The organism is Diaphorobacter sp. HDW4B, assembly GCF_011305535.1.
Taxonomy (GTDB): Bacteria; Pseudomonadota; Gammaproteobacteria; order Burkholderiales; family Burkholderiaceae_C; genus Diaphorobacter_A.
In genome coordinates this window covers 366375-386922 of sequence record NZ_CP049905.1, presented here as the reverse complement: position 1 = coordinate 386922, position 20548 = coordinate 366375, and the positions used below count along the sequence as shown (strand labels likewise).

Genomic DNA, 20548 nt, shown 5'->3' with positions numbered 1-20548 from the left:
ATGTGTGAGGAATGCATGAATTGACATCCAATCCTTTCCACCTGTGCTGGCCCGTTGCCGATAATGGCGAGATGAATCCCACCGAGGCGAGGCCGTTCCGATCCCCCCGTTACGACGTCGTGGACGCGCTGCGTGGCGTGGCCATGGTCTGGATGACGATCTTTCATTTCTGCTTCGATCTGTCCCACTTGGGGCTGTGGCGGCAGAACTTTCTGGTCGACCCGTTCTGGACCCAGCAGCGCGTGATGATCGTGAGCCTGTTTCTGTTCTGTGCGGGGTTGGGGCAGTCGATTGCCTGGGCGCAGGGTCAGACTTGGGCGCGCTTTTTCAGGCGTTGGCTGCAGATCGCGGGAGCTGCGGTGCTGGTCAGCATCGGCTCCTATCTCATGTTTCCGCAGAGCTATATCCACTTCGGCGTGCTGCACGGAATTGCCGTGATGCTGGTGATCGTCCGGTTGACGTCCGGCTGGGGCAACTGGTTGTGGCTTGCGGGGCTGGTGGCGATTCTGTCGCCGTGGGCTGCGCAAATGTGGCTGAGTGGCGCGGGCGAGAACTGGGCGGGGCTGATGAATGGCCGCGCTTTGAACTGGCTGGGCTGGATCACGCAAAAGCCGATCACCGAGGACTATGTACCGGTGTTTCCGTGGCTGGGTGTGATGTGGTGGGGCATGGCCGCCGGGCAATGGCTGCAGCGCAGGCGCAGTGACTGGCTGAGCGTGAAAGTGCCCAAGAGTGCGGGATGGCTGTCGCTCATGGGGCGCTGGAGTCTGAGCTACTACCTGCTGCATCAGCCCATCTTGCTGGGGGTTCTGTCGGCGCTGATCTGGGTGATGAAGTGAAGACGTGAGCGCTCGAAAGCAAGGCGGCACAAAGCAAAACAGCCCGCGCTCAAGCTGAGTGGGGCTGTTTGTGGTGATTCGCCGACCGCTAGGACCAGCGAATCCGGTTCAGAGAAATTACTGAACCTTGGCCTTGGTGCGCAGGTCTTCCTGGAACTTGGCCAGCTTCTGCTGTTGCAGTTGCTGAGCGATCTGTGGCTTGACTTCGTCCAGCTTGGGCAGTTGCGCGTCGCGGGTGTCGTCCAGACGGATGATGTGCCAGCCGAATTGGCTCTTGACCGGCACTGCAGTCATTTCGCCCTTCTTGAGCTTCACCAGAGCTTCGGTGAACTCGGCCACGTAGTTGCTGGGGTTGGCCCAGTCGAGGTCGCCACCCTTGGCGCCGGATCCGGGGTCCTTGGACTCTTTCTTGGCGATTTCTTCGAACTTCGCGCCCTTGTTGACTTGGGCGATGATGCTCTTGGCCTGGTCTTCGGATTCGACCAGGATGTGGCTGGCCTTGTATTCCTTGCCGGAGTTGGCGGCCACGAACTTGTCGTACTCAGCCTGAATTTCCGCGTCGGTGACGGGGTTCTTCTTTTGGTACTCTTCGAACAGGCTGCGGATCAGGATGGTCTGGCGAGCCAGTTCGAGCTGATTTTTGTATTCAGCAGAGCCTTCCAGGCCGCGCTTCTTGGCTTCCTGCATGAAGATTTCGCGGGCGATCACTTCTTCCTTGATCTGGCCTTCGACTTCAGGAGTGATCGGGCGACCCGAGCGTTCCACTTGCTGCTTCAGTGCGTCGGCGCGCGCGGAAGGAACCGGCTTGCCGTTCACGATGGCGAGATTCTGAGCCGAAGCGGGCAAAACTACGGTGCCCAGCAACGCGGCGGCCACGAGGCCGGACATGAGCTTTTTCTTCATTGGAAATCCAAAAAAAGGAGGGTATTTGCAGAAATTGGGTTCTGCGGTTGGCAAACACCAACCAAATCAGAGAATTTCAATCGCAATGGCGTGTGCGCCGTTGTCGATGAAAGTCTGCAGCGAATCATACACAAGCCTGTGCTTGGCTACGCGAGACTTGCCTTCAAACAATGGTGACGCAATGCGTACGCGAAAGTGGGTTCCGAAACCGGTGCCGTTGGCACCAACATGACCCGCATGCTGTCCGCTTTCGTCGATCACTTCAAGCTGCGTGGGATTCAGCGTGCGTTGCAGAAGTTCCTGCATGTTGCCTGCGGTAACTTCGATCATGGCTTGGCATCCTCTGCAGGAGCGCTGGCCTGTGTTGCAGCGGGTTCTTCTTCCTTGACATGGCGGCTCAGGTAGATGGCCTGTGCGATCACGAAGACGATCATCAGACCCATGCCACCGAAGAGTTTGAAGTTGACCCAGGTGTCGGTGTCGAAGTTGAAGGCCACCCACAGGTTGAGCGCGCCCATCACCGCGAAGAAGCCGGTCCAGCCCCAGTTGAGGTTCTTCCAGACGGGATCGGGCAGCTGGATCTGCGTGCCCATCAGCGTGCGGATGAAGTTCTTGTTGAACACGAGCTGGCCGATCAGCAGCACTGTGCCCATCACCCAGTAGAGCACGGTGGGCTTCCACTTGATGAAGTTCTCGTTGTGGGCGAGCAGCGTTGCGCCGCCGAACACCACGATGATGGCGAGGCTCACCCATTGCATGGGCTCGGTCTTGCCGGTCTTGATGCGCATGTAGGCCAGTTGCAGCACGGTGGCGGCGATCGCCACGCCCGTGGCCACGTAGATTCCCCAGACCTTGTACGCGACAAAGAACAGGATGATGGGGAAGAAATCGAGCAGCAGTTTCATGGAGGCGTTGTTCTTGTTGTTTTACTTGTCGGACTCGAAGTCCAGAGAAGCGGAATTCATGCAGTAGCGCAGACCGGTGGGGGCCGGGCCATCGGGGAACACATGGCCGAGGTGGGCACCGCATTGGGCGCATACCGTCTCGGTGCGGACCATGCCGTGGCTGTGATCGACGATTTCCTTGATGGAGCCCGGCACGGCTTCGGAAAAGCTCGGCCAGCCGCAGCCGGCGTCGAACTTGGTGAACGAGTCGAACAGCTTGGCGCCGCAGCAGATGCAGTGGTAGCTGCCGTCGTCCCAGAAGGCTTCGTATTTGCCGGTGAACGGGCGTTCGGTGGCCGCGTGGCGCGTGACGTCGAAGGCGCGTGGCTCGGCACCCTTGTCACGCAGGGTCTGCTGCCATTCGGCGTCCGTTTTTTCGATTCGGTAGGTCATGAAGAGCAACTGATGGAAATGTGGGAGGCCCAGTCCGGCGGGAAATCCGCAAAGCTGTCCTGCCCCGGGTGTTCATCGAAAGGCGTTGTCAGGATGTCCTGAAGTGTATTCACTACAGAGAAATCCCCTTGCGTCGCCGCGCGTATCGCGATTTCGCCCACGTGGTTGCGCAGCACGAAACGTGGGTTGGTCGTGAGCATCGCGGCCTGTGCCTTGGGATCCTCGTGGGCGGCCAATAGTTCACGGTAGCGCACCAGCCAGCCGTCGAGCACTTCGCGCTGCAGGACGATGTCGCGCAGGGTTTCATTGTCGGCCTTGCCATTCACCACCAGCGACAGGCGACGCCAGAAGATGCTGTAGTCCACCGCGTCCTGCGCCATCAGGTCAAGCAGTGACTGCAGCAGTTCCACGAACTCGGGGGCTTGGATGCTCTTGGCTGGCAGGCCCAGCTTGGCGGCCATGCGCAGTTTGAACTCGTGAGCAAACACTTCCGGGTAGCTCGCGACGGCCGCACGCGCGGTGTCGACCTCGCCCACCAGCGGCAGCAGGGCCTGCGCGAGGTACAGCAGATTCCAATAGGCGACGCTGGGCTGCTGGTCGAAGGCGTAGCGACCCTGGCTGTCGCTGTGGTTGCAGACGTGATCCGGCACGTAGGCATCGAGAAACTGGAACGGGCCGTAGTCGATGGTCAGGCCCAGAATGCTCATGTTGTCGGTGTTCATCACGCCGTGGCAGAAGCCGACGGCCTGCCATTGGGCGAGCATCACGGCCGTGCGTTCGCTCACAGCCTGCAGCAGATTGGCGTAGGCGTTGTTCTCGAAGGCTCCACCGGTGCGGCATGCGGGGTAGAACTGGTCGATCACATGATCGGCCAACTGGCGCAGCGAATGCGTGTCACGGCGCGTCGAGAAATGCTCGAAGTGCCCGAAGCGGATGAAGCTGGGCGACACGCGCGTGACCACGGCGGCGGTTTCGGGCTGTTCGCGGTAGACCGGCGCGGGCGAGCCGATCAGCGCCATCGCCCGGGTAGTGGGAATGCCCAGACCGTGCATGGCCTCGCTGCACAGATATTCGCGGATCGACGAGCGCAGCACAGCGCGGCCATCGCCCATGCGGGAGTAGGGCGTGCGGCCTGCGCCTTTGAGCTGGATTTCCTTGCCCTTGTCTGTCTCGCCGAGCAGAATGGCGCGGCCATCACCCAGCTGTCCGGCCCAGACGCCGAACTGATGGCCGCTGTAGACCGTGGCGATCGGCTGCGTTCCCGGCAGCACGATGTTGCCGGTCAATACCTGCAGCGCCTCGTCGGTTTCCAGCCATTGGGGATCGATGCCCGCCAGTTGGGCCACCGCCGGATTGCGGGCTATCCAATGTGGCTCGGGCAGCGGCGTGGGCTGCAGCGCGGTGAAGAACTGCGGGCCCAAGTCGGCGAAATCCGCAGTGTGAAACGGGGATTCGGGAGTCGAAGTGCTTGCGGCATCTGGAGCTGAAGTCATGGATCCATTGTCCGCCCGAAAACATGTCCCGTCGCCTCTGGGGCCATACCGTCGTGACCTGGGTGGCGCGCAGGATTGCTGCAATGCAGCATCCAAATTTGCACCAAAGTGACAGTCCAACGTAAGTGCAAACTGGAATCATCGCTACGATATCAAGCAATCAAACCATCACAACCATTGTGAAGATGAAGGAGCCACAAGCATGCTGGGCCTAATGCAGAGCCAACCGTTGTTGATTTCATCCCTGATCCAGTTTGCCGAGCGGCACCACGGCGATGCGGAGATCGTCTCGCGTCGCGTGGAAGGGGACATCCACCGCTATACCTACCGTGATCTGGCCAGCCGCGCCCGCAAGATCGCCAAGGCGCTCGACGCCGAAGGTCTTGCTCCCAGTGACCGCGTCGCATCGCTGGCCTGGAACGGCTACCGCCACATGGAGCTGTACTACGGCGTGAGCGGCTCCCAGCGCGTGCTGCACACCGTCAACCCGCGTCTGCATCCCGAGCAGATCGCCTGGATCGTCAATCATGCCGAAGACCAGTTGCTGTGCTTCGACATGACCTTTCTGCCCATCATTCAGGCCGTGCACGCGCATTGCCCGACAGTGAAGAAGTGGATCGCCCTGTGCGACGCGGACAAGCTGCCCGCAGACACCGGCATCCCCAATCTGGTGAGCTACGAAGCATGGATCGGCGCGCAGTCCGACACCTATGACTGGCCCGATTTCGACGAAAACTCCGCATCGAGCCTGTGCTACACCAGCGGCACCACGGGCAACCCCAAGGGCGCGCTCTACAGCCACCGCTCGACCGTGCTGCACGCCTTTGCCGCCGCGCTGCCGGACGTGATGGGCATCTCCGCACGCGACGCCGTGCTGCCCGTCGTGCCCATGTTCCATGTGAACGCCTGGGGCACGCCCTACATGGCGGCGCTCACGGGTGCCAAGGTGGTGTTCCCCGGTCCGGCGCTCGATGGCAAGTCGGTCTACGAACTGATCGAGGCCGAAGGCGTGACCATGGCTGCGGGCGTGCCCACGGTCTGGCAGATGCTGCTCAACCATGTGACGAACAACAAGCTCCAATTCCACAGCTTGAAGCGCACGGTCATCGGCGGTTCGGCCTGCCCACCGGCGATGATCGACGCCTTCCAGGACGAATACGGCGTGACCGTGCTCCACGCCTGGGGCATGACCGAAATGAGCCCGCTGGGTTCGCTCTCCACGCTCAAGAACAAGCACCTGAACCTGCCGCGCGAAGAGCAGATGAAGCTGCTGCAAAAGCAGGGCCGCGCGTTCTGCGGCGTCGATCTCAAGATCGTCAACGCCGAAGGCAAGGAGCAACCTTGGGACGGCAAGAGCTACGGCGACCTGATGGCGCGCGGCCACTGGGTGCTGCAGAGCTACTACAAGGGCAGCAACCCGCTGGTCAACGACGAGCATGGCCGCGGCTGGTTCCCCACGGGCGACGTGGCGACCATCGATCCCGATGGCTTCATGCACATCACTGACCGCACCAAGGACGTGATCAAGTCCGGCGGTGAATGGATCAGCTCCATCGACATCGAGAACATCGCCATGGCGCACCCCTCCGTCGCGATGGCCGCCTGCATCGGCATGCCGCACCCCAAGTGGGACGAGCGCCCGATCGTGGCGGTGTCGCTCAAGCCAGGCAAGGAACTGACGCGCGAAGAGCTGCTCAAGTTCTACGAAGGCAAGACCGCCAAGTGGCAGATTCCCGATGATGTGGTGTTCGTCGAGGCCATTCCGCTCGGCGCCACGGGCAAGATGCTCAAGACCAAGCTGCGCGAAGACTTGAAGGATTACAAGCTGCCAAGTCTCTGATTCGGTAGCGCAATATTGAACCGGCGCATGTTCTTTGCGGAACATGCGCCGTATTCATTTAGAGTCCCGGTTTTGCATCCACCCACCATCCGATGAGTTTCGAGTTTCTCGCCATCTCGCTTTTGAACGGCATCAGCTACGGCCTGCTGCTGTTCATGCTGAGCTCGGGCCTCACGCTCATCTTCAGCATGATGGGGATGCTGAACTTCGCGCACGCGAGCTTCTACATGCTGGGCGCGTATCTGGGCTACTCGCTGTCGGACACGATGGGTTTCTGGCCGGCGCTGGTGGCCGCGCCTTGCGTCGTGGGCTTGCTGGGTGCCACGTTCGAGCGGTTCGTGCTGCGGCGCGTGCATGCATTCGGGCATGTGGCCGAGTTGCTGGTGACCTTTGGCCTGTCGTATCTGGTGCTGGAAATCGTGCAGCTCATATGGGGCCGTTCGGTCGTTCCCTATGGATTGCCTCAGTCCCTGCAAGGCCCGCTGTTCAGCCTTTACGGTATGCAGTTTCCCAAGTCGCGCGCTTTCATCATGCTGGTGGCGGTGCTGATGCTGGTGGCCGTGTGGTTGATGCTCAAACGCACGCGCATGGGCCTCGTGGTTCAGGCCGCGCTCACGCATCCGCAGATGGTCGAAGCACTGGGCCACAACGTGCCGCGCGTGTTCATGCTGGTGTTCGGCGCGGGCTGTGCGCTGGCGGGGCTGGCGGGCGTCATCGGCGGCAACACCTATGTGACCGAGCCCGGCATGGCGGCGTCGCTGGGCTCCATCATCTTCGTGGTCGTGGTGGTTGGCGGCTTGGGGTCGCTTGCCGGTGCATTCATCGCGTCGCTGCTGATCGGCGTCGTGCAGACCTTTGCGGTTGGGCTCGACGTGTCGCTCGCGCAGTTGCTTGGCATCACCGACAGCGCTTCGTCGCTGCTGCAACTCAGCATCTCGCAGATCGCGCCGATACTGCCGTTTCTGTTGTTGGTGCTGATGCTGATCGTGCGCCCGCGCGGACTGATGGGGAGGCGTGGCGAATGATGGGCGCGAACTCTTCAAGGCATGCAGTGCTGTGGGCATTCGGGCTGTTCACGCTGGTGCTGATCGTGGCACCGCTGATCTTTACCAGTAGCCTGGCGATCAGCGTGCTTTCGCAGATCGGTTGCGCCATCATCATCTGCCTGTCGTTCAATATCCTGTTCGGACAGGGCGGCATGCTGAGTTTTGGTCACGCGGTCTATTCGGGTCTCGGGGCGTTCGCGGCAGTGCACGCCATCCAACTGGCATCGCGCGGCGGATTGGCGATTCCGCTGGTGCTCATTCCGTTGGTGGGCGGCTTGGCATCCATGCTGATGGCGGCCTTGTTGGGCTTTGTTTCCACGCGCAAGGCAGGCACCACGTTTGCGATGATCACGCTCGGCATTGGTGAACTGGTGGCGGCCATTGCACTCATGTTTCCCGGCGTGTTTGGCGGGGAGGGCGGCATCAGCATCAATCGTGTCTACGGTATGCCGTTTTTTGGACTCACGTTTGGCCCGGCGCTGCAGGTCTATGGGCTGATTGCCGTGTACTGCCTCGTTTGCACTGTGGCCATGTTTCTGTTCACCAGAACGCCGCTGGGCCGCATGCTCAACGCCGTGCGCGACAACCCGGTGCGTGCCGAATTCATCGGCTACGACCCGCAGCGTGTTCGTCATCTCGCGTTCATCGTTTCGGGGTTTTTTGCCGGTGTGGGTGGTGCGCTCATGGCCATCCATCTGGAGATCGTCACGGGTGCGGACAGCCTCGGCATGGTGCGCTCGGGAGCCTATCTGCTGTTTGTTTTCATCGGCGGCGCGGCCTTCTTTTTGGGGCCGGTGCTTGGCGCGGTGTTGATGGTCTGCTCGACCGTGCTGCTGTCGCATTTCACCAAGGCCTGGCTGCTGTATCTGGGGCTGGCGTTCGTGCTGATGGTGATCTTTGCGCCGGGTGGGTTGATGGGCATCTGCGTGTCGGTCGTGCACGCGTTTCGCAGTGGGCGCGTGCGGCGAAATATGGGCCACTGTCTTCTGCTGTGCATGGCCGCAGTGCCTGAATTTCTGGGCGCTGCCGCGTTGATCGAGATGACTTACCACCTGCAGCTCGAAGGCGATTTCGAGCCGACGCTGCACTTTTTGAACTTCACGCTGAACGTGCACAACGCCGTGCATTGGACGGTCGCCGCCGTGGTCATGCTTGTGTGCGCAGCCACGGTCAAGTACGCGCTGACCGAGTTGGAGCGGAGCAAATGACCGACACGACCGCAGCGCTCGAACTCCGCCATCTGCACAAGCGTTTCGGCAAGACCGAAATCATCCGCGACGTCAGCATGTCGATTGCGCAAGGCGAACGCGTGGCCATCATCGGGCCGAATGGTGCGGGCAAGTCCACGCTGTTCAATCTGATCAGTGCAAGCATTGCACCAACGTCCGGTGAAATCCTGCTCGACGGTCAACCCATTCACGGCAAGCGTGCGTTCGAGGTCAACCGATTGGGCTTGGCGCGCAGTTTTCAGATCAGCAATCTGTTCACGAACCTGAGCGTGTTGGAAAACCTGCGCTGCGCCGTGCTCTGGAGCCTTGGCTACCGTTATGCGTTCTGGCGTTTGCTCGGCAATCTGCGCGATGCCAATGCGCGCGCGGAGGAACTGCTGGTCACACTGGGGCTTGAGCGCAAGCGCAACGAGCTGGCCTCGCAACTGGCTTATGCCGAACAACGCGCGCTGGAAATCGGCATCACCATCGCAGGCGGTGCGCGCGTGATTCTGCTCGACGAACCCACCGCAGGCATGAGCCGCAGCGAGACCGCGCACTTCACCGACCTCATTCGCGAGGTCACCGAAGGCCGCACGCTGCTGACCGTCGAGCACGATATGAGCGTGGTCTTCAATCTGGCCGATCGCATTGCGGTGCTGGTGCAAGGCGAGTTGATCGCGTTCGACACGCCCGCCAACGTGCGCGCCAATCCGCAGGTGCAGCAAGCCTATCTCGGCACGCTGGAACAGGAACCGGATGCGGAGGCGCACTGACATGCTGCAAATATCGAACCTGCACGCCTTCTACGACAAAAGCCATGTGCTGCATGGCGTGCATCTCCACGTGCGCGCAGGCGAAATCGTCGCGCTGCTGGGCCGCAATGGCTCGGGCCGATCCACGGTCGCCAAGGCCATCATGGGGCTGGTGCAATGGCAGGGGCAGATGCTCTGGAATGGCCACGATCTGCAAGGATGGAAGACCTTCCAGATCGCGCAATCGGGCATTGGCTACGTGCCTGAAAGCCGCGATGTTTTTCCAGGTCTCACCGTGCACCAGAACCTTCTGCTCGGCGAGAAGAATAGAAAGCGTTCGGGAAAGAGCGTGCGTTGGAGCTTCAACGACATGTACGCCATGTTTCCGCAACTGCGCGCTCGTCGCGATGTCGAGGCGGGTCTGCTGTCCGGTGGCGAGCAGCAGATGCTCACGCTGTGCCGCACGCTCATGGGCGACCCAGAACTGATCATCATCGACGAGCCCACCGAAGGCCTCGCACCCATGATCGTCGAACAGCTTGCGCAGTTTCTGCTTGCGTTGAAGCAGCGCGGCATCGGCGTGCTGCTCATCGAGCAGAAGCTCACCATCGCGATGAACATCTCCGACCGCGTGCTGGTGATGGGCCATGGGCAGATCGTCTTTGAAGGCACGCCGCAGCAGTTGCGAGACGAGCGCGAAGGCATTCGCAAGGACTGGCTGGAAGTCTGATAGGCTGCTGTTTTTCTGGTCGCGCATGTGCCCGCGCGGCCACGCCCATTCGGTGCCAGGAGATTCATATGCGTCGATCGAAAACTCTCGCCATGATGCTCATCGCCGCATCACTTGGCATGGGCTCCATGGCCCAAGCCGCTCTCAAACCCGGCGATGCCGCACCAGCCTTCAGCACGCAGGGCGCACAAGCCGGGAAAGCCTTCACCTTCGACATCAGCGCCGCGCTCAAGAAGGGCCCTGTCGTGCTGTACTTCTTCCCCAAGGCTTTCACGCAGGGCTGCACGCTCGAAGCCCATGCCTTTGCCGAAGCCACGCCGCAGTTCAACAAGATGGGGGCCACGGTGGTCGGCATCTCGCACGACGACATCGAGACGCTGAAGAAATTTTCGACCGAAGCCTGCCGCGACCAGTTCGCCGTGGTGTCCGACCCGGACGCCAAAACCATTCGCGCTTACGACGCCACGCACGCTGCCCGCCCGAGCATGGCGGATCGGATTTCCTACGTGATCGGCACCGACGGCAAGGTCGTCTTTGCCCACGAAGGCAGCGATCCTACGGCGCATGTGGAGAAGACGCTGGCGGCGGTGAAGGCGCTTGGCGGCCCCCAAGCCAAGTAGCGATGCATTGCGTGAAAGCGCGTAAGTTTGAATGCGTAAGTCCGAGTGCGTAGGTGAAAACCCGTGTGTGCGAGCGTGCCAGAGGAATTCCCTGCATGTTGGCGCGGGGTTGCGCTGTGGAGTGGATGCAGCCACGGTTTGATCGAACAATGGTCTTTGTCTCAACTGAGACAAAGACCATTTTGTTATCCCATTAGACTCGCCGAAAAATTCGGACGATCGTTCGTTTTTACCCTTTAGTCGCTATTCAAAACCCGAGGAGCAACAGCATGACGGCTGAGTACCAAGTCCACGGCGACGTGGCTGTGATCACCCTGAACAACCCGCCAGTCAACGGCCTTGGCCTGGCAACGCGGCAAGGCATCGTCGATGCGCTGGCCAAGGCGGAGGACGATGCGGCGGTGAAGGCGGTCGTCATCACGGGCGCCGGGAAGGCGTTTTCCGGTGGTGCGGACATCAAGGAGTTCGGCAAGCCCACGTCGTTGCAAGACCCCAATCTGCATTCCGTGATTCGCACGCTGGAGAACTTCAGCAAGCCGGTGGTCGCGGCGATCCACACCGTGTGCATGGGCGGCGGCTTGGAGCTGGCGCTGGGTTGCCACTATCGCGTGGCTGCGCCCGGTTGTACCGTTGCGCTGCCCGAGGTGAAGCTGGGCCTGCTGCCCGGTGCAGGTGGCACGCAGCGTCTGCCGCGCGTGATTGGTGTGGAGTCTGCGCTGAACATGATCGCCACGGGCGAAGCCGTGCCCAGCGAGATGCTGGCGATGATTCCTGGCCAGAAGCTGTTCGACCAGCTCTCGAAGTCGGTGGAAACGCTGGCCGAGGAAGCATTGGCTTTTGCCCGCAAGGTGGCCGATGTGCGTCCGCTGCCGCTGGTGCGCAATCTGCCGTGCAAGCATCCGCAGGGCGAGGCGTATTTCCAGTTCGCACGCAACATGGTCAAGGGCATGGCGAAGAATTTCCCTGCGCCCGTGAAGTGCGTGGATGCGGTGGAGGCCGCTGCCAAGTCGCGCAATTTCGAGGATGGTCTGACGACCGAGCGCGAGCTGTTTTTGAACCTGATGTTCACGCCCGAGTCACGTTCGCTGCGTCACCTGTTCTTCGCGGAGCGTGCTGCTTCGAAGATTCCCGATGTGCCATCGGACACCCCCAAGCGCGACATCAAAAAGGTGGGCGTGATCGGCGCGGGCACCATGGGTGGCGGCATCAGCATGAACTTCCTGAACGCGGGCATTCCCGTGACGATTCTGGAGATGAAGCAGGACGCGCTGGATCGCGGCATCGGCATCATTCGCAAGAATTACGAAGCGCAGATCAAGAAGGGCAAGCTCAAGCAAGACAAGTACGACGCGCGCATGGCGCTGCTGTCGACTTCGCTGTCGTATGACGATCTGAACGACTGCGATCTGATCATCGAAGCCGTGTTCGAGGACATGGGCGTGAAGGAGCAGGTGTTCAGCAAGCTCGACAGCGTGGCCAAGCAGGGCGCGATTCTGGCGTCCAACACATCGACGCTGGACGTGAACAAGATCGCTTCGTTCACCAAGCGTCCGCAGGACGTGGTGGGCATGCATTTCTTCAGCCCGGCCAACGTGATGAAGCTGCTGGAAGTGGTGCGCGGTGAGAAGACCGCCAAGGACGTGCTGGCCACGGTGATGGCGCTGGCCAAGAAGATCAAGAAGACGGCGGTGGTCTCCGGCGTGTGCGACGGTTTCATCGGCAACCGCATGATCGAGCGCTACAGCCAGCAGGCCGGATTCCTGCTGGACGAAGGCGCAACGCCGCAGCAGGTGGACAAGGCGATCGAGAAGTTCGGCTTCCCGATGGGTCCGTTCCGCATGATCGACATGGCGGGCAACGACATCGGTTGGGCGATCCGCAAGCGCCGCTACATCGAGCAGCCGGACATCAAGTACAGCAAGACCGCTGATCTGCTGTGCGAGATGGGCCGCTTCGGTCAGAAGACCAGCGCGGGCTGGTACGACTACGAAGCGGGCAAGCGCGATGCGAAGCCAAGCGAAGTCGTCGGCAAGATGATCGAGGACTACCGCAAGCAGCAAGGCATCACGCCGCGCAAGATCTCGGACGACGAGATCGTGCAGCGACTGGTGTTCTCGCTGGTCAACGAAGGCGCGAAGATTCTGGAAGAGGGCATTGCATCCAAGTCCGGCGACATCGACATGGTGTACCTCACCGGCTACGGTTTCCCGATCTGGCGCGGTGGCCCCATGCACTATGCGGGCGAGGTGGGTCTGTTCAACGTGGTTCAGGCGATGAAGCGCTTTGCGCGCAATCCGCACGACGATGCCAAGGCATGGGCACCGTCCAAGCTGATCGTCGATCTGGCCGCACAAGGCAAGACTTTTGAATGAGCGGAGCAGCAACGCTTCTCGACTTCGCACTCTGAACACAAGGAATATTGCAATGACCTCCGCAGTGATTGTCTCCACCGCCCGCACGCCACTCGCCAAGAGCTGGAAGGGTTCCTTCAACATGACGCACGGCGCAACGCTCGGCGGCCACGCAGTGCAGCAGGCCGTGCTGCGCGCGGGCATCGACGGTGCAGAAGTCGATGACGTCATCATGGGCTGCGCCAACCCCGAAGGCGCAACCGGCATGAACATCGCACGCCAGATCGCGCTCAAGGCCGGCTTGCCGATCACGGCGTCGGGCATGACGATCAACCGCTTTTGCTCCTCGGGTCTGCAGACCATCGTCACCGCCGCGCAACGCATCATCGCGGGTGAAGGCGATGTGTATGTGGCCGGTGGTGTGGAGAGCATCTCCTGCGTGCAGCAGGAAATGAATCTGCACATGATCAAGGACCTCGCGCTCGAGAAGATCAAGCCCGAGATCTACTGGAGCATGCTGCAGACCGCCGAACAAGTCGCCAAGCGCTACCACATCAGCCGCGACGCGATGGACGAATACGGCGCGGCCAGCCAGCAGAAAGCCTGCACCGCGCAAGCCGCAGGCCTGTTCAAGGACGAGATCGCGCCGATCACCGTGACCGCTGGCGTGGTCGACAAGACCATCGGCCTGATCACCAAGGAAGTGACCGTGAGCGTGGACGAAGGTCTGCGCGAAGGCACGACCAAGGAAGGCATCAGCGGCCTGCGTTCGGCGCTGCCAGGTGGCGTGATCACGGCCGGCAACGCCAGCCAGTTCTCGGATGGTGCAGGTGCCTGCGTGGTGGTGAACGAAGACTACGCCAGCCGCAACAACCTGAAGCCGCTCGGCCGTTTCCTCGGCTTTGCGGTGGCTGGTTGCGAGCCCGATGAAATGGGCATCGGCCCCGTGTTCGCCATACCCAAGGTGCTCAAGAAGCTGGGCCTCAAGGTGTCCGACATCGACCTCTGGGAACTCAACGAAGCCTTCGCCGTGCAGGTCCTCTACTGCCGCGACAAGCTGGGCATTCCGGCAGACAAGCTCAACGTGAACGGCGGCGCGATTGCGCTGGGCCATCCGTATGGTCTGAGCGGTCAGCGCCTCACCGGACACGCACTCATCGAAGGCAAGCGTCGCGGAGCCAAGCGGGTCTGCGTGACGATGTGCATCGGCGGTGGCATGGGTGCAGCGGGGATTTTCGAAGTTCTTTAAGCAGTTGCCCGAGTCGCGCGACTCGGGCTTGCTTCTGTCGCGTGATCGGTAGTCCCGAGCTACAGAACAGATTCAAGAAAATCCACGATGGTCTGCTCCACGGCTTGTCCCGGCGGCAAGCCGTGTCCCTGGACCAGCGCGGTGCGAGGGTAGAAATGCCCGGCATTGTCGACAACCGCTTGTTGGTGGCGAATGCCCAGCTCCTGCAGGCAGGTAGTCAGCGCAGGGGTGTTTTCAACGATGTAGTCCAGATCGTCAGAGCCATGGATGAGCAACACGGCAGGCGCGTGCGGGCCGCTCAAACCATGCGCTTTCAAATCAGTGGTGTCGATATAGCCCGACAGCGAAACCACGGCTGCCACGCGCGCTTTCTCTCCAAATGCCGCATTCAGCGCGGTGCGTGCACCTGCAGAAAATCCACCGGCAACGACGCACTGGGGATTGATGTTCCATTCGGTTGCTTTGGAATGGACGAAGGCGATGGCATTGGCCATGTCGTCACTGGCGGCTTCGATGCCTGCCCAGAGCATTTGCGGCGTAGCAGGTGGCAGGCCCATGAGTTTGCGGACATGGGAGACGCGTGATGTGGGAATGTCCTGCGGATTGTGGACTACAGGTGTTGAGCCGGGTGATGGGTCTTCGGTGACCAGTCTGTAGTCGATGGACGCCGTAACATAGCCACGTTCGGCAAAGCGCCTGCAATATTCAGCGACAGCGGTGTTCTTGCCTTCGGCCTCGAAGCTGTCGTCCTCTTTGCAACCTCGGTGGAATGCTCCTCCAAAAGCCATGACCAACGCTGGTCTCGGCGATGTGGTGTCACTTCCGCGTGGCAGATAGACATCCATGGACAAGGTGCGTAGGGCTGGTGTCGGGCTGGTCCAGCGGACGGTTGCACTGGCGTAGGGAAGGTTTCTGAGAACCTCCACGGAGTTGCTTGTTGCGTTGCGCGCGAGATAGCTCGTGTCGTTCATGATGGATGCAGGTATTGGTGGCAGGTTCAATCGAGCGTGATGCGGGCGTTGTCCGCAATGCGGCCCCAGATCTACACTTGTTCGTTGAATTCGGTTTGCCATTGCGCGGCTGTCGGCGCAGGCTCGATGGGCAGTGCGCCGCTGTCCAGCAGCGCCTTGCGCATGTCCGGCAACGCCATCGCCCGGTTGACGGCGGCGTTGATGCGATCGGCCGAACTGCCACCCATCTTTGCGGGGCCGAAGATGCCATACCAACCCACGGTATCGAACGCGATTCCTGCTTGGCTGAGTGTGGGGACATCGGGCAAGGCAGAAGTACGCTGAGGGCCCGTGATGGCCAAGGCACGCAAGCGGCCGGAGCGAATCAATGGCGTCATGGAAACCACGTCCATGATGGCGATGTCCAACTGGCCCGAGAGAATGTCGGGCAGCGCTGCCTGACCGCCTTTGTAGGGGACGTGGGTCATGCGAAATCCGCCCAATTCCTGCATTCGTGCGCCGACGAGATGGGGCGGTGCGCCATTGCCGAAAGTACCGTAACTGATGGCATCCGGCTTCTGTTTGGCGGCCTGGACGAGATCCTTGATCGATCGAAGCGGGGAGTCCGTGCGCGTCACGATGAGCAGCGGCACCGATGCGATCTTGGCAACGGCGCTGAAATCCTTCACCGGATGAAAGCTCAGGCTTTTGAACACCGCAGGCGCAATGGCAAATGGAGCTGCCGTGAGCATCAGCGTGCAGCCGTCGGCCGCCGAATGCGCGACATTGTCTGCGCCGATGTTGCCGCTGGCTCCGGCGCGATTGTCCACGAGCACGGTTTGTTTGAGGTCAGCCCGAAGATGTTCGGCAAGACGCCTCGCAATGATGTCGGTACCGCCCCCTGCAGGAAACGGGACGACCATGCGGACGGGTCTGTCGGGCGGGCAGATCGTCTGAGCGAATGACGTGGTGGCTGCGATGGACAGGATGGCACTCGCTGCAATGCGCTGCATGCATGGTACGAAGAATGATCGCATCGCAAATCTCCTGGATGGGGTTTGAATGGTTGCTATCGTCGGCCATTTTTTCATCATGATCTACACTTGAATTCATCTGATTCCATGGGTTTTTCTTATGAATCGAGTCGAGCAGGCTTTTGCATTGAACATGTGGCGTCTTCGGCTGAGACATCTGGAGGTACTCATGTCCATCGAGCGCTGCGGCAGCATCACGGCTGCTGCGCAAGAGCTGGGCGCAACCCAGCCCGCTGTCTCTCAATGGCTTGCCGAGATTGAGTCAGCACTGGGCGTGACGCTGTTCGTGCGCGGCAGACAGATCAGGCCAACGCCGTTTCTTGCGCCAGTGGTGCGGCATGCGCGCCGCATGTTGGCGGATTCACATGAATTGCGCAGCGAGTTGCAGGCCGTAGCCGATGGTGCTGTGGGAAACGTGCGTGTCGGCGTGATGCTTGCCGCTGCCGTTCAAGTGGTGCCGCAGATGATCGTGCAGTTGCAGTCCGCATCCGTAGGCCCGCATCTGCAAGTGGTCGAGGACATCGCGGCCGGGCTGTGGGCACGCTTTGAGCGACATGAGCTCGACCTCATCGTCGGGAGGCTGGATGAACGCGCGTTTGGCGTTGGACTGCGACAGGAAAGTCTGTTCAACGATGTGCACGCCGTCGTGGTCCGCATGGGCCACCCGTTGACACGCAAACGGAATGTGGGATGGCAGCAGGCGAGCGAATTCCCGTGGGTGCTGCCCCCGTCCGACACGGCATTGCGGCGTGCCATCGATTCCAGCTTTCTGGACAATGCAATGGTGCCGCCGCGCAGTTGGCTGGAATCGGCATCGACAACCGTGACTGAAGAAGTGTTGAGGTTGACGGATTCCATTGGTGTGTTGTCGGGCGGTGCGGCACAACGTGGTCGTGCACGTCGGGTGCTTGCGGTGTTGCCTCTGCATCTGACCTCGAATGTCGGCCCGATTGGAATGGTGTGGAATGAGCGCGAGTCCGGGCCTGCACTGGAGATGGTGCTTCAGGCACTCAGAAACGCGGCGCATGCGATGGTCCAGCCTTGACGCGGAGGTGACTGCCGAGGCTCGCGCCGATGCTTGCAACTGGGTATTCTCGGCGCGAATTTCACTGGTCTTTCTCTGAATCCCATCGACATGAGCACTCTTCGTTCCACCATCGACTTTCTCTTGAACGACTGGCTCGATGCCACGTCGCTCAATCAGCGCGAGCGGTTTGCCGATCATTCGCGCGAAACCTTTGATGCCGTGCTCGACACCTGCGAGCGCATTGCGCGCGAGAAGTTTGCGCCGTTCAATCGCACCGTGGATGCGCAGGAGCCGCACTTCGATGGCGAGAAGGTGATCCTGCCGCAGTGCACTTACGACGCGCGTCTGGCCTATGCGGAAAGCGGGATGCTGTGCGCGGCGCAGGACTACGAGTTGGGTGGCATGCAACTGCCTTATGTGGTGGAGGCGGCGGCCAATGGTTTTTTTGCGTGTGCGTCGGTCAGCATCAACACGAGCATGCTCACCTCGGCCAATGCGAATGCGATTCTGGTAGCGGGGTCGCCCTTGCAGCGACTGGTGTTTGCGGTCAATGAATTCAATGGGCGCTGGGCGGGAACGATGGCGCTGTCGGAGCCGCAGGCGGGCTCGTCGCTGAGCGACATTTCCACGCGTGCCGAGGCCGATGGCGAAGGGTTTGAAAGCGATCCGCTCGGACCGCGTTATCGCCTGCGGGGCAACAAGATGTGGATCAGCGCGGGCGAGCATGAGCTGACCGAGAACATCGCGCATCTGGTGCTGGCCAAGATTCCCGATGAACACGGCAAGCTGGTGCCGGGCGTGAAGAGCATCTCGCTGTTCATCGTGCCCAAGAAGCTGGTGAACGAAGAGGGCGAGCTGACCGGCGAGCGCAACGATGTGGCACTGGCGGGGCTCAACCACAAGCTGGGTTGGCGCGGCACGACGAACACGCTGCTCAACTTTGGCGAGGGCAAGTACCCCGTGCGCGGGAAGGCGGGCGCGATCGGCTATCTGGTGGGCCAGCCGGGCGAGGGCCTGAAGAACATGTTCCACATGATGAACGAGGCGCGCATCGCCATCGGCATGGCGGCGACGATGCTGGGCTTGGCGGGGTATTACGCAAGCCTTGAATACGCGAAGACGCGCACGCAGGGACGCCCCGTGGGACAGGGCGGCAAGGACGCATCGCAGGCGCCTGTGGCCATCATCGAACACGCGGATGTCAAGCGCATGCTGCTTGCGCAGAAGGCTTATGGCGAAGGCGCGCTGGCGCTCAATCTGTACTGCGCCAAGCTGGTCGATGAAGGCCGCACGGCATCTGCGGAACAGGCAGATCGCGCCAAGTTGCTGCTTGAAGTGCTCACGCCGATTGCCAAGAGCTGGCCCAGCGAATGGTGTCTTGAGGCCAACTCGCTCGCGATTCAGGTGCATGGCGGCTACGGCTACACGCGCGATTTTCCGGTCGAGCAATACTGGCGCGACAACCGCCTGAACATGATCCACGAAGGCACGCATGGCATTCAGGCGGCCGACCTGCTGGGCCGTAAGGTGCGCATGCTGGGCGGCGCGGGCCTCAAGCTGCTGGCCGAGACGGTGAACGCCACCATCCAGAAGGCGATGGCGCAGGAGTCGCTTTCGGCATACGCCAACCAGCTCGCACGCGCGCTGGCCGAAGTGGGCGCCACCACCAAGGCCGCATGGGCCAACGAAAACCCCGAGGAAGCGCTCGCTAACGCGGTGCCCTACATGCAGGCCTTCGGTCACATGGTGCTGGCGTGGATGTGGCTTGACGTGGCGTGCGGTGTGCTGGAAAAAGACACAGCATTGAGCGACCTGCAGAACGCCGGTCGCATGAACGCGACGCGCTATTTCTTCCACTACGAACTGCCCAAGATCGGCGCTTGGCTGCGGGTGGTCAAGGAGCGCGATCTGACCTGTGCCCAGATGCCGCTGGATGCTTTCTGACAGCCAGACAAAGGACTGAGAACCACCTTGGCTTGAGGGGGAAATGGCTGCTGCTAGTTGAGAAGCATTACCATTCGCGCCATTCCCCTGTTTTGTCTCTTGGGACAACACGGGTGGCAAGAGTTCAACGGTCCATGGAAGTTCCACATGAAGCATCGCTTTTCTTTCGCTTTGACGCTGGCCGCTCTGGCCGCCACCGCTGCTGTCTCCACTGCCCAGGCGCAGGAAGTCACGCTCTACACGACGCGTGAGCCCGCGCTGATCCAGCCGCTGCTGGCTGCGTTCACGGCGCAAAGCAAGATCAAAGTGAACACGGTGTTCGTGAAGGATGGTCTGCTCGAACGCGTGAAGGCCGAAGGCGAGCGCTCGCCAGCGGACGTGTTGATGACCGTGGACGCAGGCAATCTGCTCGATCTGGTGGACGGCGGCGTGACGCAGCCAGTCAAGTCGGCTGCGCTCGAATCGGTGATCCCTGCGAATCTGCGTGGTGCCGATGGCCAATGGTTCACGCTGTCGATGCGTGCCCGCGTGCTGTACGCCGAAAAGAATCTGCCGCTCAAGAGCTTCCGTTATGAAGATCTGGCCGATCCGAAGTGGAAGGGCAAGGTCTGCATCCGCGCGGGTCAGCATCCCTACAACACCGGCCTGATCGCCGCGATGATCGCCCACGACGGCGAGGCCAAGACCGAGAAGTGGCTGCAAGGCGTGAAGAGCAATCTGGCGCGCAAGGCCACGGGCGGCGACCGCGACGTGGCGCGCGACATTCTCGGCGGCATCTGCGACATCGGCATCGCCAACACCTACTACGTGGGCCACATGAAGGCCTCCAAGGAAGGCACGGACGCGCGCAAGTGGGGCGATGCGATCAAGGTGATCAAGCCGACTTTCGCCAACGAAAAGAGTGGTGGCACGCACGTGAACATCTCCGGCGCGTCGGTCGCCAAGCATGCTCCCCAGCGCGAGAACGCGGTGAAGCTGCTGGAGTTTCTGGTCTCCGAACCCGCACAGAACATGTACGCGCAGGCCAACTATGAGCACCCGGTGCGCAAGGGCGTGGCGCTCGATCCGGTGGTCGCTGCCAGCATTGGCGAGCTGAAGATCGATCCGCTGCCGCTGACCGAGATCGCCAAGCATCGCAAGCAGGCCAGCGCTTTGGTTGACAAGGTGGGCTTTGACCGCTGAATCGACAGCAACGCTTTCTGACTCACAACCCGTGACGGGG

19 protein-coding genes are annotated in these 20548 nt (G+C 61.2%); 12 read left to right on the top strand and 7 right to left on the bottom strand.

The genetic code is table 11. From position 1 onward, the window contains the following. The first annotated feature begins 71 nt into the window (after nucleotides 1–71). Entirely contained in the window at nucleotides 72–839 is a 768-nt protein-coding gene (locus G7048_RS01825) for a DUF1624 domain-containing protein (RefSeq protein WP_240933270.1), read from the top strand. A 117-nt stretch (nucleotides 840–956) separates the two neighbouring features. Here G7048_RS01825 and G7048_RS01820 read toward each other — a convergent pair whose 3' ends face one another. The 5 genes from G7048_RS01820 to G7048_RS01800 form a co-directional block, all read right to left on the bottom strand. Continuing rightward, nucleotides 957–1742 carry a peptidylprolyl isomerase gene (locus G7048_RS01820; RefSeq protein ID WP_166066529.1) on the bottom strand — a complete coding sequence of 262 codons (786 nt, stop codon included), beginning with the start codon at nucleotides 1740–1742 and terminating at the stop codon, nucleotides 957–959. A gap of 66 nt (nucleotides 1743–1808) precedes the next feature. Further along, nucleotides 1809–2072, bottom strand: a complete 264-nt coding sequence (locus G7048_RS01815) for a BolA family transcriptional regulator (RefSeq protein ID WP_166066528.1) — start codon at nucleotides 2070–2072, stop codon at nucleotides 1809–1811. Next, complete coding sequence (locus G7048_RS01810) at nucleotides 2069–2647, bottom strand: septation protein A (protein ID WP_166066527.1); 579 nt, start codon at nucleotides 2645–2647, stop codon at nucleotides 2069–2071. Before G7048_RS01810 ends, G7048_RS01815 begins: the two co-directional genes overlap by 4 nt. A 21-nt stretch (nucleotides 2648–2668) precedes the next feature. Then, nucleotides 2669–3079 (bottom strand): peptide-methionine (R)-S-oxide reductase MsrB, encoded by a 411-nt coding sequence (msrB, locus tag G7048_RS01805; protein ID WP_166066526.1) that lies wholly within the window; start codon nucleotides 3077–3079, stop codon nucleotides 2669–2671. Further along, nucleotides 3076–4572, bottom strand: coding sequence for a YdiU family protein (locus G7048_RS01800; protein ID WP_166066525.1), 1497 nt, complete (start codon nucleotides 4570–4572; stop codon nucleotides 3076–3078). Before G7048_RS01800 ends, msrB begins: the two co-directional genes overlap by 4 nt. 202 nt (nucleotides 4573–4774) lie before the next feature. On the opposite strand from G7048_RS01800, the gene G7048_RS01795 reads away from it, so the two are divergent. From G7048_RS01795 to G7048_RS01760, 8 genes are all read left to right on the top strand, one after another. Then, nucleotides 4775–6412: a 3-(methylthio)propionyl-CoA ligase gene (locus tag G7048_RS01795; RefSeq protein WP_166066524.1), complete on the top strand. Its 1638-nt coding sequence runs from the start codon at nucleotides 4775–4777 to the stop codon at nucleotides 6410–6412. Between the two features lie 92 nt (nucleotides 6413–6504). After that, nucleotides 6505–7437: a branched-chain amino acid ABC transporter permease gene (locus G7048_RS01790; protein ID WP_166066523.1), complete on the top strand. Its 933-nt coding sequence runs from the start codon at nucleotides 6505–6507 to the stop codon at nucleotides 7435–7437. After that, the gene (locus tag G7048_RS01785) at nucleotides 7434–8666 is read left to right on the top strand and encodes a branched-chain amino acid ABC transporter permease (RefSeq protein ID WP_166066522.1); all 1233 of its coding nucleotides are present in this window, start codon (nucleotides 7434–7436) and stop codon (nucleotides 8664–8666) included. Before G7048_RS01790 ends, G7048_RS01785 begins: the two co-directional genes overlap by 4 nt. Then, nucleotides 8663–9442, top strand: a complete 780-nt coding sequence (locus G7048_RS01780) for an ABC transporter ATP-binding protein (protein WP_166066521.1) — start codon at nucleotides 8663–8665, stop codon at nucleotides 9440–9442. The genes G7048_RS01785 and G7048_RS01780 overlap by 4 nt, the downstream gene beginning before the upstream one ends. A 1-nt stretch (nucleotide 9443) precedes the next feature. Beyond that, nucleotides 9444–10151 carry an ABC transporter ATP-binding protein gene (locus G7048_RS01775; protein ID WP_166066520.1) on the top strand — a complete coding sequence of 236 codons (708 nt, stop codon included), beginning with the start codon at nucleotides 9444–9446 and terminating at the stop codon, nucleotides 10149–10151. Nucleotides 10152–10219: 68 nt separating this feature from the next. Further along, nucleotides 10220–10771 (top strand): peroxiredoxin, encoded by a 552-nt coding sequence (locus G7048_RS01770; RefSeq protein ID WP_166066519.1) that lies wholly within the window; start codon nucleotides 10220–10222, stop codon nucleotides 10769–10771. Nucleotides 10772–11040: 269 nt separating this feature from the next. Next, a complete protein-coding gene (locus G7048_RS01765) occupies nucleotides 11041–13143 on the top strand; it encodes a 3-hydroxyacyl-CoA dehydrogenase NAD-binding domain-containing protein (RefSeq protein WP_166066518.1) in 2103 nt (700 codons plus the stop codon). 52 nt (nucleotides 13144–13195) lie between these two features. Beyond that, entirely contained in the window at nucleotides 13196–14371 is a 1176-nt protein-coding gene (locus tag G7048_RS01760) for an acetyl-CoA C-acyltransferase (protein ID WP_166066517.1), read from the top strand. A 59-nt stretch (nucleotides 14372–14430) separates the two neighbouring features. Here G7048_RS01760 and G7048_RS01755 read toward each other — a convergent pair whose 3' ends face one another. Both G7048_RS01755 and G7048_RS01750 read right to left on the bottom strand, forming a co-directional pair. After that, nucleotides 14431–15444, bottom strand: coding sequence for an alpha/beta hydrolase (locus G7048_RS01755; protein ID WP_166066516.1), 1014 nt, complete (start codon nucleotides 15442–15444; stop codon nucleotides 14431–14433). Next, the gene (locus G7048_RS01750) at nucleotides 15414–16358 is read right to left on the bottom strand and encodes a tripartite tricarboxylate transporter substrate binding protein (RefSeq protein WP_240933127.1); all 945 of its coding nucleotides are present in this window, start codon (nucleotides 16356–16358) and stop codon (nucleotides 15414–15416) included. Before G7048_RS01750 ends, G7048_RS01755 begins: the two co-directional genes overlap by 31 nt. Nucleotides 16359–16524: 166 nt before the next feature. Here G7048_RS01750 and G7048_RS01745 point away from each other — a divergent pair, with 166 nt between their 5' ends. From G7048_RS01745 to G7048_RS01735, 3 genes are all read left to right on the top strand, one after another. Continuing rightward, the gene (locus G7048_RS01745) at nucleotides 16525–17400 is read left to right on the top strand and encodes a LysR substrate-binding domain-containing protein (protein ID WP_166066515.1); all 876 of its coding nucleotides are present in this window, start codon (nucleotides 16525–16527) and stop codon (nucleotides 17398–17400) included. Between the two features lie 90 nt (nucleotides 17401–17490). After that, nucleotides 17491–19326, top strand: coding sequence for an acyl-CoA dehydrogenase (locus tag G7048_RS01740; RefSeq protein WP_166066514.1), 1836 nt, complete (start codon nucleotides 17491–17493; stop codon nucleotides 19324–19326). Between the two features lie 147 nt (nucleotides 19327–19473). Next, nucleotides 19474–20508, top strand: coding sequence for a Fe(3+) ABC transporter substrate-binding protein (locus G7048_RS01735; protein ID WP_166066513.1), 1035 nt, complete (start codon nucleotides 19474–19476; stop codon nucleotides 20506–20508). The last annotated feature ends 40 nt before the right edge of the window (nucleotides 20509–20548 follow it).

What these genes read in the sequence shown, in the direction of transcription:
- G7048_RS01825 (WP_240933270.1), top strand. Translation starts at nt 72, where the DNA reads ATGAATCCCACCGAGGCGAGGCCGTTCCGATCCCCCCGTTACGACGTC.
- G7048_RS01820 (WP_166066529.1), bottom strand. Translation starts at nt 1,742, where the DNA reads ATGAAGAAAAAGCTCATGTCCGGCCTCGTGGCCGCCGCGTTGCTGGGC.
- G7048_RS01815 (WP_166066528.1), bottom strand. Translation starts at nt 2,072, where the DNA reads ATGATCGAAGTTACCGCAGGCAACATGCAGGAACTTCTGCAACGCACG.
- G7048_RS01810 (WP_166066527.1), bottom strand. Translation starts at nt 2,647, where the DNA reads ATGAAACTGCTGCTCGATTTCTTCCCCATCATCCTGTTCTTTGTCGCG.
- msrB (WP_166066526.1), bottom strand. Translation starts at nt 3,079, where the DNA reads ATGACCTACCGAATCGAAAAAACGGACGCCGAATGGCAGCAGACCCTG.
- G7048_RS01800 (WP_166066525.1), bottom strand. Translation starts at nt 4,572, where the DNA reads ATGACTTCAGCTCCAGATGCCGCAAGCACTTCGACTCCCGAATCCCCG.
- G7048_RS01795 (WP_166066524.1), top strand. Translation starts at nt 4,775, where the DNA reads ATGCTGGGCCTAATGCAGAGCCAACCGTTGTTGATTTCATCCCTGATC.
- G7048_RS01790 (WP_166066523.1), top strand. Translation starts at nt 6,505, where the DNA reads ATGAGTTTCGAGTTTCTCGCCATCTCGCTTTTGAACGGCATCAGCTAC.
- G7048_RS01785 (WP_166066522.1), top strand. Translation starts at nt 7,434, where the DNA reads ATGATGGGCGCGAACTCTTCAAGGCATGCAGTGCTGTGGGCATTCGGG.
- G7048_RS01780 (WP_166066521.1), top strand. Translation starts at nt 8,663, where the DNA reads ATGACCGACACGACCGCAGCGCTCGAACTCCGCCATCTGCACAAGCGT.
- G7048_RS01775 (WP_166066520.1), top strand. Translation starts at nt 9,444, where the DNA reads ATGCTGCAAATATCGAACCTGCACGCCTTCTACGACAAAAGCCATGTG.
- G7048_RS01770 (WP_166066519.1), top strand. Translation starts at nt 10,220, where the DNA reads ATGCGTCGATCGAAAACTCTCGCCATGATGCTCATCGCCGCATCACTT.
- G7048_RS01765 (WP_166066518.1), top strand. Translation starts at nt 11,041, where the DNA reads ATGACGGCTGAGTACCAAGTCCACGGCGACGTGGCTGTGATCACCCTG.
- G7048_RS01760 (WP_166066517.1), top strand. Translation starts at nt 13,196, where the DNA reads ATGACCTCCGCAGTGATTGTCTCCACCGCCCGCACGCCACTCGCCAAG.
- G7048_RS01755 (WP_166066516.1), bottom strand. Translation starts at nt 15,444, where the DNA reads ATGGCAAACCGAATTCAACGAACAAGTGTAGATCTGGGGCCGCATTGC.
- G7048_RS01750 (WP_240933127.1), bottom strand. Translation starts at nt 16,358, where the DNA reads ATGCGATCATTCTTCGTACCATGCATGCAGCGCATTGCAGCGAGTGCC.
- G7048_RS01745 (WP_166066515.1), top strand. Translation starts at nt 16,525, where the DNA reads ATGTCCATCGAGCGCTGCGGCAGCATCACGGCTGCTGCGCAAGAGCTG.
- G7048_RS01740 (WP_166066514.1), top strand. Translation starts at nt 17,491, where the DNA reads ATGAGCACTCTTCGTTCCACCATCGACTTTCTCTTGAACGACTGGCTC.
- G7048_RS01735 (WP_166066513.1), top strand. Translation starts at nt 19,474, where the DNA reads ATGAAGCATCGCTTTTCTTTCGCTTTGACGCTGGCCGCTCTGGCCGCC.